This is a genomic window from uncultured Brachybacterium sp., assembly GCF_947500705.1.
Classification (GTDB): Bacteria; Actinomycetota; Actinomycetes; order Actinomycetales; family Dermabacteraceae; genus Brachybacterium.
The window spans coordinates 463473-477876 of sequence record NZ_CANMSY010000002.1; the positions used below are offsets into that span (position 1 = coordinate 463473).

14 protein-coding genes and 1 pseudogene are annotated in these 14404 nt (G+C 70.5%); 10 read left to right on the forward strand and 5 right to left on the reverse strand.

Annotated features, from left to right (window positions below):
- Positions 1–8: 8 nt before the first annotated feature.
- Entirely contained in the window at positions 9–986 is a 978-nt protein-coding gene (locus Q0937_RS05235) for a LacI family DNA-binding transcriptional regulator (RefSeq protein WP_299300434.1), read from the reverse strand.
- Between the two features lie 231 nt (positions 987–1217).
- Positions 1218–2363: pseudogene (locus Q0937_RS05240) on the reverse strand (LacI family DNA-binding transcriptional regulator).
- Positions 2364–2425: 62 nt separating this feature from the next.
- Between Q0937_RS05240 and Q0937_RS05245 the strand changes: the two are divergent.
- Positions 2426–3109 carry a hypothetical protein gene (locus Q0937_RS05245; protein WP_299300436.1) on the forward strand — a complete coding sequence of 228 codons (684 nt, stop codon included), beginning with the start codon at positions 2426–2428 and terminating at the stop codon, positions 3107–3109.
- Positions 3110–3192: 83 nt separating this feature from the next.
- Here Q0937_RS05245 and Q0937_RS05250 read toward each other — a convergent pair whose 3' ends face one another.
- Both Q0937_RS05250 and Q0937_RS05255 read right to left on the reverse strand, forming a co-directional pair.
- A complete protein-coding gene (locus tag Q0937_RS05250) occupies positions 3193–3798 on the reverse strand; it encodes a DUF4126 domain-containing protein (RefSeq protein WP_299300438.1) in 606 nt (201 codons plus the stop codon).
- A gap of 49 nt (positions 3799–3847) precedes the next feature.
- Positions 3848–4513 (reverse strand): PH domain-containing protein, encoded by a 666-nt coding sequence (locus Q0937_RS05255; protein WP_299300440.1) that lies wholly within the window; start codon positions 4511–4513, stop codon positions 3848–3850.
- Positions 4514–4579: 66 nt separating this feature from the next.
- Between Q0937_RS05255 and Q0937_RS05260 the strand changes: the two genes are divergently transcribed.
- The 6 genes from Q0937_RS05260 to Q0937_RS05285 all read left to right on the forward strand — a co-directional run bounded on the left by Q0937_RS05260 (position 4580) and on the right by Q0937_RS05285 (position 11486).
- Entirely contained in the window at positions 4580–5206 is a 627-nt protein-coding gene (locus Q0937_RS05260; protein ID WP_299300442.1) for a hypothetical protein, read from the forward strand.
- Between the two features lie 287 nt (positions 5207–5493).
- A complete protein-coding gene (locus tag Q0937_RS05265) occupies positions 5494–6129 on the forward strand; it encodes a DUF47 family protein (protein ID WP_299300444.1) in 636 nt (211 codons plus the stop codon).
- Positions 6130–7146: an inorganic phosphate transporter gene (locus Q0937_RS05270; RefSeq protein WP_299300446.1), complete on the forward strand. Its 1017-nt coding sequence runs from the start codon at positions 6130–6132 to the stop codon at positions 7144–7146.
- Between the two features lie 89 nt (positions 7147–7235).
- Positions 7236–8063 (forward strand): hypothetical protein, encoded by an 828-nt coding sequence (locus tag Q0937_RS05275; protein WP_299300448.1) that lies wholly within the window; start codon positions 7236–7238, stop codon positions 8061–8063.
- Between the two features lie 109 nt (positions 8064–8172).
- A complete protein-coding gene (gene pgm / locus Q0937_RS05280) occupies positions 8173–9810 on the forward strand; it encodes a phosphoglucomutase (alpha-D-glucose-1,6-bisphosphate-dependent) (protein WP_299300977.1) in 1638 nt (545 codons plus the stop codon).
- 437 nt (positions 9811–10247) lie between these two features.
- On the forward strand, positions 10248–11486 hold the full coding sequence (locus Q0937_RS05285) for a hypothetical protein (RefSeq protein WP_299300450.1): 1239 nt from the start codon (positions 10248–10250) through the stop codon (positions 11484–11486).
- A 36-nt stretch (positions 11487–11522) separates the two neighbouring features.
- Here the strand turns inward: Q0937_RS05285 and Q0937_RS05290 are convergent, their stop codons facing one another.
- Entirely contained in the window at positions 11523–12041 is a 519-nt protein-coding gene (locus tag Q0937_RS05290; protein ID WP_299300452.1) for a protein tyrosine phosphatase, read from the reverse strand.
- A 157-nt stretch (positions 12042–12198) separates the two neighbouring features.
- Here Q0937_RS05290 and Q0937_RS05295 point away from each other — a divergent pair, with 157 nt between their 5' ends.
- The 3 genes from Q0937_RS05295 to Q0937_RS05305 are packed head-to-tail and all read left to right on the forward strand — an operon-like array spanning position 12199 to position 14363.
- Positions 12199–12684, forward strand: a complete 486-nt coding sequence (locus Q0937_RS05295) for a GNAT family N-acetyltransferase (protein WP_299300454.1) — start codon at positions 12199–12201, stop codon at positions 12682–12684.
- Between the two features lie 6 nt (positions 12685–12690).
- Entirely contained in the window at positions 12691–13797 is a 1107-nt protein-coding gene (locus Q0937_RS05300; protein WP_299300456.1) for an App1 family protein, read from the forward strand.
- On the forward strand, positions 13794–14363 hold the full coding sequence (locus Q0937_RS05305) for a GNAT family N-acetyltransferase (RefSeq protein WP_299300458.1): 570 nt from the start codon (positions 13794–13796) through the stop codon (positions 14361–14363). Before Q0937_RS05300 ends, Q0937_RS05305 begins: the two co-directional genes overlap by 4 nt.
- Positions 14364–14404 lie beyond the last annotated feature (41 nt).

Genomic DNA, 14404 nt, shown 5'->3' on the forward strand with positions numbered 1-14404 from the left:
TGCTGAGCTTATCGGGGTGGGCCGACGGTCCCGCGCATCACCGTGGTGCCCGGCAGGGTCACCGTGCGTGCCGGGCCGCCGGAGATGGCCTCGCTCAGCACCTCGACCGAGGCGCGGCCGAGCTCGGTGAAGGGGGCGGCGACGGTGGTCAGCCCCGGGGTCATGGTCCGGGCGAGCAGCACGTCATCGCAGCCGACGATGCTGCGGTCGGCCGGGACCCGCTCCCCCCGCTCGCTGAGGCCGGCGATCACGCCGGCGGCCATCAGGTCGTCGAAGGCGAAGACGGCGGTGGCATCGGCGTCGATGATCTGCTGCGCCGCGGCGCGGCCGTCCTCGAACTGCGCCTCGAAGGGGCCCAGCTCCACCAGCTCGACCCCGGCGCTCTCGGCCCATGACCGCACGGCACGGGCACGGCTGGTCGCAGCCCAGGACGCGCTGGGACCGCGCAGCAGCGCGAACCGGGAATGGCCGTGCCCACGCAGCTGCTGGGCCAGATCCTGGAGGGCGGCGGTGTTGTCGCACACCACCGCAGGAAGAGAGCGCACCGCACGGTTGACGATCACGGCCGGGACCCCCTGGAGCACGTCGTGCAGCTGCTTCGAGGGGAGGCGGGCGGAGGCGATGATCAGCCCGTCGACCTGCGGACGGATCCGGGCGACGAGCTCCTGCTCCGCGCTCGCGCTGAGCTCGGAGTCGATCAGCAGCAGCTCCGCGTCCTTCTCCCGCGCGGCATCCTGGACCGCGCGGATCAGCGGTGGGAAGAAGGGATTCTCGACGTCGGGGACCAGCATGCCGATCACACCGGTGCGCCCGGTCGCCAGCCCCCGCGCCGCACGGTTGGGGGTGTATCCGAGCTCGCGCGCGGTGTCGAGGATCTGCTCGCGCACGGACTGCTTGACCATCTCCGGGCGGGAGAAGGCACGCGAGACCGTCGAGGGCGAGACCCCCAGATTCTCCGCGATCGAGTAGATCGTCGCTCTGCGCATCGGCCACCTCCTGAGTGCCGGTCGCCGCTGTGCTGGTCACCACTCTGCGTGCTCCGGAGCCTCATTGTGCCGCACCGGATCCGGGGCAGGAGCTCCGGGCCCAGCGCCGCATCGCGGACGCTGACCCGCACCTCGCGCACCTGCACATCGCTCGAGCGGGCGTCCGCGGGGTCGACGGTCATCGATGCCCTTCGAACCGCGGTGACTTCGAACAGCGGTGACGGGTGCAGCTCAGCGTGCGCGCACCGGACCGGTGGACTGGCGCACCACCAGCTCGACGCCGAGATGGCGCTCGATCATGGCGGTGCCGTCCGCGTCGGCCGCTCCCCGCGTCCCACCGCGGCCCAGCGCGAGGTCCAGGGCGATCTTGCCCATCTCCCGCAGCGGCAGTCGCACGGTGGTCAGCGAGGGGGAGAGCTCGCGCGCCACGGCGATGTCGTTGAAGCCGGCGACGGAGACGTCCTCCGGCACGCTGCGTCCCTGGTCCCGCAGATAGGCGAGGGCTCCCATCGCCATCTGGTCGGCCGTGCCGAGCAGGGCGGTGAGCTCGGGATGCTCGCGCAGCAGCTCGCCGGCGGCGCGGTAGCCCTCGTCCCGATTCGACGGGCCGTGGTGGACGATCAGCCGGGCTCCGGCGTCGTCGAGGGCTTCTTTCATGCCCTCGTAGCGCTCCTAGCTGGAGATCAGGGCCTCGGGCCCCGAGATCAGCGCGATGTCGCGGTGGCCGAGCTCGGTGAGGTGGCGGCCGATGAGCCGGCCCCCCTCGCGGTTGTCCACCAGCACCCGGTCCATCTCGACCACCGGGGTGCCGATGCCCACGACGTGCCCGCCCGCAGCGCGGAAGGACGTCACCCGGGTCGCGATCCCCTGCCGGTACACCTCATCGGTCAGGCCCGAGCCGGCGACGATCACGGAATGCGCCCGATGCGACTGCAGCATCCGGAAGTAGCCCAGCTCGCGCTCCGGGTCACGCTCGGTATGGCAGATGGTGACCAGCACGTTCTCAGCGGTGGCCCGTTCATGGATGCCGTTGACGATCTCGGAGAAGTAGGGGTCGCCGACATCTCCCACCAGCACGCCGATGGTGCCGGTGTTGCCGCGCAGCAGTCCCTGCGCCTGGGCGTTGGGGACGTAGTCGAGTTCGAGGGCGACGGCCTTCACCCGCTCGCGGAGCTCCTCGACGACGGGATAGGTGCTCCCGGAGAGCACGCGGGACGCCGTCGGGACGGAGACTCCGGCACGCTGTGCCACATCTTTGAGGGTCACTGCCATGCTCGGAGGATACTCGCAGCAAACCCTCTCTCGACGGCCTCCCGGGCACTGCGAGATCCCGGGCACTGCGGGGAACCGGTGGAGCACCCGACGTGCATCTGACATGCTTTCGGTGACACTTCCTCCGGATGCCCTCCGTGTCCGGACCACGCCACCCAGGGGGACCTATGACCGAGACCAGCACGACCGACGAGCAGGTCACGATCTACACGGCCTACGAGATCGACTTCATGCTCGGGCTGCGCGACACCGAGAACGGACGTATCACCCGGGAGCAGATCGGGCTGCGCTCGGCGCCCGAGGCCGCCCAGGAGTTCGTCACCGCGGCCGTGACCTCGGGACTCCGTGCCCGGGGCAAGGTCGAACGCTCGGAGGACGGCCAGTGGCTGCTCGGGGAGGAGGGCCAGGTGGTCGCCACCGCGCTGACCGCCGCCGATCGCTGGCTGGGGATCGCGCTGGCAGAGGGCGAGGCGATGCGCATGGCCTTCATCATCAAGGCCAACGAGGCCATCCTCATGCTCACCCAGGACGAGCTGGACTCCTTCGTGGTCACCGCCCTTCCGAGCAGCGACCAGGTGCCCGCCTCGGTCTCCGACATCGTGCTGGCCTTCCTCGGGGAGGGCAACGAGCGCACCGTCTCCCTGCGCCGCACCGATCTCTCCGCCCCCCAGGATCCGATCCCGCTGATGTTCCATGTGGAGGCGGACAGCAGCTGGAAGATCGGGCATCTCCCACTGGATGACGAGGGCATCCTCCAGGTCTCCGATGTGGACGCAGGTGGCGTGGCCGAGGCGACGCAGGCCCTGTGGGAGGACGGCGTCAGCCAGGTTCCCGGCCCCGTCGCGTCCTGAACTCACCGGCTGAGCTCACAGCCTGAGCTCACAGCCCGTACTCATAGCCCGAGCACGACCTCCGGCGGCGTCGGCCCCCGGTCTCAGACCGCGGGGTCGGCGCCGTCGGCACGTCGCGCCCGGGCTGCCTGCAGCCGCTCCCGCAGCCCGCGGTAGGCGCGCCGGATCCGCACGATGGCGTAGATGCCGAGGCCGAGGAGCAGGAGGGCGAGCACGCCGGCGAGCGCCGGCAGCAGGATCGTGAGCAGTCCCATCACCACCGCTGCGACGTCCTCGCCGGTGGAGACCAGGGCGTTGGAGACCGGCTCGGGCGAGACGTTCACGGCAGCGCGCGCGGTCGCCTTGGCGGCGTGGGACCCGAAGGCGGTGGCGGCACCGAGCACCGCCATCACCACGGCGCTGGTGGTGTCCGTCTCGCCTCCGAGCAGGAATCCGATCGCTCCACCGGCGATCGGGCGGATCACGACGTGCAGCTGGTCCCAGAAGGAGTCGAGGAAGGCGATCTTGTCCGCCGCGAGATCCACCAGCAGCAGGATCGCAGTGATCACGAGCAGATCGGTGCGCTGCAGCACCTCGGGGACCTGTTCGAGGCCCAGCAGCCTGCCCGACAGGCCCAGCAGGAAGACCATGAAATAGGGCCGGACCCCGCTGACCCAGCCCGATCCCAGGGTCATCATCAGTGCTTCCATGGCTCTCCTCCGTGGTGCTCCCGCAAGGGTGATCTCGCTGGGTCGTGCCTCAGAACGGACCTCGGGCGGCCTTCTCGTGCTTCCTCAGCTCGAGGCGCAGGGTGCGGATGTCCTGCCCTGACGGCTGGGACCAGGTCCAGATATGTCGATCGAAGGCAGGCATCAGCACCCGGGAGCCGTCGCGCAGCCGCAGCGCAGCGGTGAGCCAGTGCACCGGATGGACCACCCGGGACTCCACTGCGATGATCTCGCGCCAGGGCACCGCCCGGGACCCGGCAGCGCCCACCACGCGCAGCCCCTGGTCGGTGATCTCCACCCGTGAGCGGGCGGTGCCCAGCGCCACCAGGGCGAATCGCAGCCCCAGCACCAGCAGGATCAGCCCGATCCCGCCGAGCGCGAACATCACGATCAGCAGGCCGATGCCCGGCGCGTGACCGTCCTCCCGCCCGAGGGCGAGCAGCAGGATCGCGACCGCGGCGATCACCGTGCCCCCCAGCAGCACCGCGGCGGCCACTGCGCGCAGCAGGGTGTCCCGGGTGGCAGCCACCGGGAACAGGGCCCGCACCGTGCCAGCCGTGCCCGGGCGGCTGCTCGCACGACGGCTGCCCCGGCGCAGGTCCGAGACCATGCGCTCGACCGTCGCGTTGCTGCGGGAGTAGTCGGGCAGGGCGGTGCGCGGACCGGTCTCGGGTCCGATCTGCCGGGGGATGGTCATGCGCTCACAGTAATGCGGCGAGTCCGGCAGTGCGGGTCATCGCCGCCTGCGCGTAAGGTGCGGAGCATGTCCTCGAACGGTCCTTCCGCACCTCGCTTCCGCCGACCTGCCCCGCTGTACACCTCGGTCGCCGAGACCATTCCCGGCGAGCCGGATCCCGCGGCATCGGCGGATCTGGCCCACGACTCCGCCCGCGCGCTGTTGGACGGGGTCTTCCACAGCTCCGATCCCGAGGTCGTCGAGCGCGTCGTGGCGCTGGCCGCCCAGGACGGCCTGACCGATCTCAGCGCCCTGTGGTCGGGAGCTCCTGCCTCGACCCTGCCGGGGGCGCTGTGGCGGCTCTACGTGCTGCACACCTGGGTGCAGCAGGTCGGCGACGAGGTGGTGCTCCGCTACCGTGCGGGCTCTCGCACGGTGCCCGGGCTGCGGTATCTCTCCGGCTTCGCCGAGCCGCCGGACGTCCAGCAGGTCCAGCGCACCATGGACGACATCCTGCGCGGTGCGTTCACCGGGGATCTCGGCCTCGCCCTGCGCCGAGCCGGAGCAGTCGCCACGATCATCGCCCACGGCACCGCCCACCTGGCGGATGAGGATCGCGGCGATGCGAGGACCCGGCAGGCCGAGCGGCTCCTGCGCACCGGCGAGGAGCTCTCCGCGGCAGGGCGCTATGCGGAGGCCGGCCAGCTGGACTGAGCCCGGCCCGCTGGACTGACGTCCGCCTGCAGCGCTCAGCCGAGCGCATGACTGAGGCGATCGCCATATCGCGGCCGCCTCCCATTTGCCTCATGCCCGGGGCTGTGCCCTACGATGGACAGGCGCCGGGCCGCGGTTGCCCCGGGCTCCAACATTTGCCGCTTCGAGCGGCCTTCGCGCCGACAGGCGCATCCCGGTCCGGCGCCTCATCATCATGAAAACGGTCCGCGCAGCCCTCCGGGGCCGCAGCGACGTCGTGCGCCCCAGGCGCGAGGAGGCGACCCGAGGTGGTGCAGTTCTTCTCCCGGTTCTTCCCACAGCGCACCGAGCGTCCGCTGTATGACCTCTTCGGGGAGCTCGCCGAGCTGCTGGTGCAGGCCTCCGACACCCATTCGAAGCTGCTCGGCCACGGGTACCGTGAGCGCACCCGGATCGCGCCGCGGCTGCATGAGCAGGCCACCGTCGCCGAGGAGCTGTGCCGACGCATCGCCGAGCGGCTCGTCCAGTCGCTGATCACCCCGTACGAGGCCGAGCTGCTGTACGACCTCGCGCTCACCATGGCCGACGCTGTGGACGCGATGGAGCACACCGCGGAACTCCTGATCACCTCCCGCGTGGGACAGCTGCCCACGCCCCTGCTGGATGCGGCCAAGGGCATCGAGCGAGCGGCCGAGTACACGGTCGCCGCCAGCTGGAAGCTGTCCCGCATCCGGGAGCTAGGCGACTACTACGGCCAGGTCCGCAAGCTCACCCGGCAGGGGGAACGGCTGGTGCGCAGGGCGCTCGGCGAGCTGTACTCGCGAGGCGGCTCCGTGCAGGAGCTGCTGCCCCTGCACGACGTCTCCGAGTCGATTCGGCACACGATCGCTCTGCAGGAGCGCATCGCACGGCTCGCCGATCTGCTGCGGGTCAAGGACGCCTGAGTGACCACGGTCCTGCTCGTGCTGGTCGTCGTCCTGGCGATCGCGATGGCGTACATGAACGGCTTCCACGACGCCTCCAACGCCGTCACGACGACGATCACGACCCGCACGCTGCCGGAGTCGACCGCGCTGACCATGGCCGCGATCCTCAACGTGCTGGGCGCCCTGCTGGGAATGATGCTGATCGTCGTCTCGACGCCCTGGGCGCTGCGGCTGCTGGGGATGACACCGTTGACGCAGACGACCTCCGGGCAGCCGGATGTGCTCGCGCTGGCCCTGATCTCGATCATGCTCACCACCATCGGCTGGGACCTGCTCACCTGGTGGCTGGGGATGCCCTCGTCGACCTGGCACGCCTTCTTCGGCTCCACGCTGGGGGTCTCGCTCGCGATCGGAGCTCCAGCGGCCTGGGAGCGGCTCGGGGTGCTGCTGGTCGTCTCCCTCGTCGGTCCAGTGCTGTCCGCGGCGATCGCCTACCTGCTGATGCAGCTCGTGATGGGCCTGGGCCGGCATGAACGACTGCGGCGGGGCCATCTGCGCTTCGCCCAGACCGTCTCCGCCGGCGCGGTCGCCACGGGGCACGGGCTCAACGACTCCCGCTTGCCGCTCGCGGTGATCGTGATCGCCTTCGCCGCCACCGGCGGCTCCCCGTCGTTCGCGACGGCCCTCATGGTCGCGGTCGCCCTCGCGATCGGGCTCGGCACGCTGGTGGGCGGTCATCGCATCATCCGCGTGCTCGGCCGCCACCTGACCGACCTGACCGTCGCGCAGGGCCTCGCCGCGGAGACCTCCGCCGCGGCCACCATGTCGCTGAGCCTGTTCGGCGTCGGATCTCCCATCTCGACCTCTCATGCGCTGGCGTCGAGCGTGGTCGGGGCGGGGGTCGCCCAGGGACTGCGGAACGTGCGCTGGCAGGTCGCCGGCAGGATTCTGCTGATCTGGCTGGCCACTCCGCTGGCCTGCGCTGTGGTGGGCGCGGCGCTGGTGGGGACGATGCTGGCGATGACGTCGCGCTGAACGCCCCGTCTGCTGTCCGGGGACTCGGTGTCCTCGGAGGATCGGCCACTATCCTGTGTCGTTCCGTGCCGTACCCAGAAGGAGCCCCGATGTCCGACGGTGAGTCCACGACGCCCGCACCGCGCCAGCGCCCCAGCTACGGACTGCCCGGGCCGACCTCCGCCGCTCCCGGAGCGGAAGCGGCGCCGCAGTTCGGCACGCAGAACGACGGCAGCTCGGTGCACGGCTCCCCGAACTATGGCGAGCAGACCTACGGCGAGCAGGCCTACGACACCCAGAGCTACGGCACCCCGAGCTACGGCACCTTCGGCACCGACCCCTATGCGCCGCAGACCGGCCCGCTGCCGGCCTCCGTCCGTTCGGCACCCGGCGCCTCCGGCCGATCCGGCGGATCCCCTCACAGACGACGCGGGCTGTGGCCGCTGATCATCGGCCTGGTGCTGCTGCTCGTGATCGGTCCCGCCGCGACGATCGGGGGGATCGTGTGGTCGGTCGGCTCGCTCGTCGGCGACGCCGCCGAGGGTCCGGTCCCGATGCAGGGGCCGACCGCTGACATCGAGGTCCCCGCCAACGAGATGCTGATCGTGTACGTGCCCCTGGCGGATGCGGCCGCCGCAGAATGCACCGCCGAGGGCTCGACGCCCGGAGCGGTGACCACGGTGCCCAGCTCGACCGAGACCACCTTCGGCGACGGATCGCAGTACGTCCAGGTGCTCGGTGTCGCCGCCCTCGAGGACACCACGGTGACGGTCTCCTGCACCGGGACCGACGCCCCCGCCCACCTCGGCCCGTACAGCATGCTCTCGATGGCGGCCCCGCTGCTGATCGGCCCGATCATCGGCGTGATCGCGGGCCTGATCGGGCTGGTGCTCACGATCATCGGGATCGTGCTGCTGGTGAAGTCGCGGCGGTCCTGACCCCTCGGGACTGCGAGCCGTCTCAGCCCGCAGTCATACTCGGTACCTGGAGCGTCGTCCTGACCTAGAGTGTCGTGACGACCCCGAACTCGAGGATGGAGTGGTGATCATGCACCCCCGTGCAGGCCAGAAGGCACTTGAGGAGGATCTCGTCGACGTCGATGCGCTCCTCGACGCGTATTACGACCTCCACCCGGATCCTGCGGACCCCGATCAGGCCGTCGCCTTCGGCACCTCCGGGCACCGGGGGTCCTCGCTCGATGTGGCGTTCAACGAGGACCACATCGCCGCGACCACGCAGGCCATCGTCGAATACCGCGCCGCGGAGGGCATCCGCGGGCCGCTGTTCGTCGGCCGCGACACGCACGCCCTCTCCCGTCCCGCCTTCGACACCGCGCTCGAGGTGCTGATCGGCAACGACGTCGCCGCCCAGGTCGACTCGCTGGACGGCTACACCCCCACCCCGGCCGTCTCCCACGCGATCCTGACGCACAACCGCGGGCGGGCCGCGGACGACCCGGGCCGGGCGGACGGCATCGTGGTCACCCCGAGCCACAATCCCCCGCGCGACGGCGGCTTCAAGTACAACCCTCCCCACGGCGGTCCCGCCGACTCGGACGCGACGTCGTGGATCGCCGACCGGGCGAACCAGCTGCTGAAGGAGGGACTGCGAGGAGTGCGTCGGCATGGCCGGCAGAAGGCCCTCCAGGACGCCGGACGCTACGACTACCTCCACACCTATGTGGCGGACCTGCCGAACGTGGTCGACATCGAGGCGATCCGCCGAGCCGGTGTGCGGATCGGTGCCGACCCGCTGGGCGGCGCCTCGGTGGACTACTGGGCCGAGATCGGGGAGATGCACGACCTCGACCTCACCGTGGTCAATCCGGAGGTGGATCCGCGCTGGTCCTTCATGACGTTGGACCGCGACGGGAAGATCCGCATGGACTGCTCGAGCCCGTGGGCGATGGCGTCGCTGCTCGACAAGCGCGACGAGTACGACATCGCCACCGGCAACGACCCGGACTCCGACCGCCACGGCATCGTCACCCCCGACGGCGGGCTGATGAACCCCAACCACTACCTCGCCACCGCGATCCGGTACCTCTTCGCGCATCGCCCGGACTGGCCGACCACCGCGAAGGTCGGCAAGACGGTCGTCTCCTCGAGCCTGATCGATCGGGTGGTGGCCTCGCTGGGCCGTGAGCTGTACGAGGTGCCGGTGGGCTTCAAGTGGTTCGTGCCGGGCCTGGTGGACTCCTCTGTCGGCTTCGGCGGCGAGGAGAGTGCCGGGGCCTCCTTCCTGCGGCGCGACGGCTCGGTGTGGACCACCGACAAGGACGGGATCATCCTGGCGCTGCTCGCCTCCGAGATCCTGGCCGTCACCGGCCGCTCCCCCAGCACGCTGCATGCCGAGCTGGTCGACGAGTTCGGCTCGAGCGCCTACGCCCGCATGGATGCCCCGGCCAGCCGCGAGCAGAAGGCGAAGCTCAAGGCGCTCAGCCCTGAGCAGGTCAGTGCGACCGAGCTCGCGGGCGAGCCGATCATCTCGGCGATCACCGAGGCGCCCGCCGGCGGCTCGATCGGCGGGCTGAAGGTCTCCACGGAGTCGGCGTGGTTCGCCGCCCGCCCCTCCGGCACCGAGGACATCTACAAGATCTACGCCGAGTCCTTCCAGGGCGAGGAGCACCTGAGCCAGGTGCAGGATGCCGCGAAGGCACTGGTCGACGAGGTCCTCGCGGACTGAGCTGACAGCAGCCGACGGAGCGCCGGGGCCCCTGCGAGGGGTCCCGGCGCTCCGCCCTCTTCTCCACGCAGGTGCCTTCATGCGCGCCTCTGCGGGCCTCTGCCCTCCGCTCCCGCTCCGGGCACCCGCGGTGCGATGCGATGCCGCGAACGCCCGCCCCGCGCTGTGCCGCCGTCGTGCTTTCGGAAGTTTTCCCCGGTGTTCGCCGCAGGCGATCTCGGCATCCCTCCGGGGCATCGCGGCGTCCGAGAATCTTGGGTTGACCAGCATTCATGCAGGTAGATAGCAAAGCTTTGGTCAACTCAGAGTCAACATCGCGTGGATCACGCCGGCGTGGCGCCGTGCACAGCACCCTTGCGCGCACCCCGGTGGCCATGAACGATGGGGTCGAAAGTAAAGGTTCGGTAGGGTAATGTGCTCCGTCGGACCCACCGGAGATGACGCCGACCGCAGCCGCCGAGCTTGCGACCATGGAGGAGGGGACCACGCCTATGCGACTGCGCTCACGCCTGTGCGCCTGCTCCGCCGCCCTCGCCATGACTCTCCCGGCCGCGGCCGCTCCCGCCGTTGCCGAGGTGCTGGACCTCGGGACCACCCAGTCCTCCCCTGCCGAGCCCGACAGCACCCCGCTGGAGGATCCAGCGCAGATGCCCGACGGGGACGCTGCCGCAGGGCAGCTTCCGGGCGAAGAGCCCACCGTCGGGGACGACGCTCCCGACGACGAGGCGCAGGACGATGAAGATCCGCAGCACGGCGATGATCCTCAGCACGGCGACGATTCTCAGCACGAGACCCCCTCTCTCGACGATAAGTGCCCCGGCGAGGAGCAGTCCCCGCCCGTGGAGGCCACGGAACCAGCCCCGGAAACCGAGACGGACACCGGGACGGACACCGAGATCGGCGACAACACGCCGAGCAGCACACCTCCTGCCATCGCCACCCCCGGTGGCCTTCACGGCGGAGACAGCAGCACGGGTGGGTCGGACCAGGAATCCCCCACCCCTACTCTCCCTGAATCTTCTCTGAGTCCTGAACCGGACGAGACCCTGACGGACGACCCCACCGAGTCCGAGACACCGGAACCGACGGAGACGCCGAAGCCCACCGCAACGGTCGAACCCACCGAGTCGACCACGCCCACCGAGCCGACGGAGGGCACGACGCCGCCGGCGGAGCAGACCCCCGTGGAGACGCCGGACACGGAGGAGGCCCCGGAGGACGTCCCCGCCGAGGACACCGAGACCGAGACCGGCCCTGATGCCGAGCCGACGACGACGCCTGCGGATCCCGAGTCCGCGCCCGTCGAGCCCGCCACTCAGCCCGATGCCGCTCAGCCCGATCCCGCTCAGCCCGCCCCCGAGGTTCCGTCGGCACCGCCGACCAGCAGCCGTGCCGTGGAGAGCGAGAGCAGCGAGTCCCCAGAGATCAGCGACGTCGGGACGGAGACGCCGAGCTCTCCCCCGCCGATGTCACCGCAGTCCGCGGCCGGCCACGACGAGGGCGGCCCGGTGGTCAGGCTGTTCAACGCGATCTCGAACGATCCCAGCTCGGGCTTCGGCCAGATGCGCCAGGTGCTGATCGCTGCACTGGGCATCGGCTTCCTCACCACCGCCGGCTTCGTCGGCGCGACCTGGCACAGCCGCCGCAGCACCGGGAAGCACGACACTGACGCCTGAGGTGCCAGCCCGGCCGGCGAGCTCAGCTCGTCCTTCTCAGCGCTCCTCGAGCAGCTCTCGGGCACGCGCGATGATGCCCGGCACGCTCTTGCGCATCTCACGGATCGTGCGGTCGAACGCCCCCTGCCCCTCGTACCAGGGATCCTCGACGGCGATCTGGGTGGGCGGCGCCGCCGGGTCCGCGTCCGGCTCGAAGCGTCGCCACATCCTGACCTCCGGGACGGCGGAGTCCTTCGGGGCCTGCTCGACCATCCGCCGCAGCAGCTGGGCGTGATCCGCCGTCATCGGCAGCACCAGGTCCCACCCCAGCAGCTCGGTCAGGTGGATGGTGCGGGCGCTGTGCTCGAACGGGCGCGAGTAGCCGGCTCGCTCGAGCGCAAGCTCGGTGCGCTCATCCATCGGCATCCCCTCCGCCTCCCAGCTGGTGCCGGCAGACCCCACCTCCACCTTCCCGACCAGGCCGTTCTCCAGGATCGCGGCACGCAGCATCACCGCAGCCGCCGGGGATCGACAGATGTTGCCGGTGCAGACGGTGAGCAGACGTATGGGCGACATGCACCCATTGTGCCAAGGTCGCGGCGCCGTGCGCGCAGAACCGTCGGGGAACGTACACTGTGGGCGGGAGTGCATGCGGTGCCCGTGGCAGCGCGAGAGCATGATCGCCAGGGCATGATGGCCCGTGACCACGCAACGACGGCTCAGGAGGACACCCATGGCCGACATTATCCGCGCCCACGACGACGACTGGTCGCTCGTGCGCGAGATCCGTCTTCGGTCCCTCAGCACGGACCCCGCCGCCTTCGGGCAGAGCTGGGACAAGGAATCCACGTATGAGGACTCGGTCTGGGAGCAGCGCGTGCGCGATGCGGCCTGGTTCCTGGCCGTCGAGGATGGTCAGCCGGTCGCCGTGGTGGCGGTACGGCGCGAAGAGGACTCCCCCGCCAACGAGCGCGAGCTCCAGGCCATGTGGGTCACCCCGAACTCCCGCCATTCCGGAATCGCCGGGAAGCTCGCCGAGGCGGTCTTCGACTGGTCCCGCGAGGACGGCGCCGACACGATCACCCTGTACGTCGGCCCCTTGAACAAGGGCGCCCGCGCCCTGTACGAGGCGCTCGGGTTCGTCGACACGGGCGACCGCTGGGAGATCGTCGAGGGCGATACCGATGGGGCCTGGCTGAAGATGGCCCGCGGCCTCTGACACCCGGTGAGCATCACCGCACGACTCACCTCGGCCCGCGCTGGGCTCCGTTCGCTGACCGCACGCGGCGGTGAGGACCGCCCGCACTGGGCGTCACGGATCGAGGACGTCAAGAACACCGCGGTCGGCCACGCCCTGCGCCGGCTGAGCTGGGATCTGCGATTGCAGCCCTTCCACGGCTACGGCTCCACCGAGAGGGTGCGGGTGCTGGCGAAGGTGCAGTACGCCTCTCCCGGCACCCCCGCGGACTTCCACGATCAGCCCGTCCACGACCTGCGCACGATGGCGGTGCGCGGCTGGCGGAACTTCGCCGGCCAGGTCGCACCGCACCGCACCGTGCAGGTCCTCCTGGGCGATCAGCAGTTCACCACGCGTGCGGACCGCACCGGCATCGTGGACGCCATGCTCGAGGTCTCGCTGCCGCCGGGCCACCATCAGGCCGTGCTCTGGACCGTGCCCGGCAACGAGGTCACCGCGGATGTCGTCGTCTTCTCACCGGAGACCGAGGTCGGCATGGTCAGCGACATCGATGACACCGTGATGGTGACCTGGCTGCCACGCCCGCTGCTGGCCTTCTGGAACGCCTTCGTCGTCCACCAGTCCTCCCGCCAGGTGGTCCCGGGGATGCCGATGCTCTACCAGCGGCTGGTGCGCGAACACCCGGCGATGCCGGTCTTCTATCTGTCCACCGGCGCGTGGAACGTCTTCCCCGTGCTCAAGCGCTTCCTCTACCGCAACGGCTATCCCGACGGGCCGCTGCTGCTGACCGACTGGGGCCCCACCAACACGGGCTTCTTCCGCTCCGGTCCCGAGCACAAGCACCGTGCCCTCGAGCATCTCGCCGCCGAGCTGCCCCACCTGCGGTGGATCCTGGTGGGAGACGACGGCCAGCACGATCCCACGATCTACGCCGAGTTCGCCGCTCGTCACCCCGAGCTGGTTGAAGCGATCGCGATCCGCCAGCTCACCGAGCCCGAGCAGCTGCTCGCCCACGGCTCGCGCCGCCCGCTCCAGGAATCGACGCAGGCCGACGCCTCCCCGCTCACCCTCGCTGCGCCCGACGGTCACGAGCTGCTCACCGAGTTCCAGCAGGCAGGGAAGATCTCCTCATGATGATGTCGTCCCTCGAGGCCGGGCAGCACACGGGCCTCCAGCTGCGCGCCGCCCACGACGATGATGCCGACGCCCTGGCCATGCTGGTGCAGGCCGCCTATCGAGGAGAGGGCGGCTGGACCACCGAAGCGCATCTGGTGGCCGGGCAGCGCACCGATGCGGAGGAGGTCCGCGAGATGCTCGCAGATCCCTCGGTGACGCTGCTGGTCGCCGAGCTCGACGGACCCGACGGCGAGGTGGTGGGCTGCTGCTACACCCGCCGCGAGCCCACCGACGCCGACGGGGTCGACCGGGCCGAGCTGGGCCTGTTCGCCGTGCATCCCTCGGTCCAGTCCCGTGGCCTCGGCGCCCGCCTGCTCGAGGCCCAGGCCGAGCATCAGCGCAGGGCCGGGGTGGAGGTGCTGATGATCCAGGTGCTGCAGTCCCGGCCGGAGCTGCATTCCTGGTACGAACGCCACGGGTTCGTCCGCACCGGGCCCAGCGTCCCCTTCGCGGGTGAGGTCGACCAGTTGAAGGTCGCGGGACTCGGGATGGATGTGATGGAGCGCCGACTGTCGGCGCCATGAACGGAGAAGTCCCTGTCCAGAGGCGGTTTATCCGACTAGGC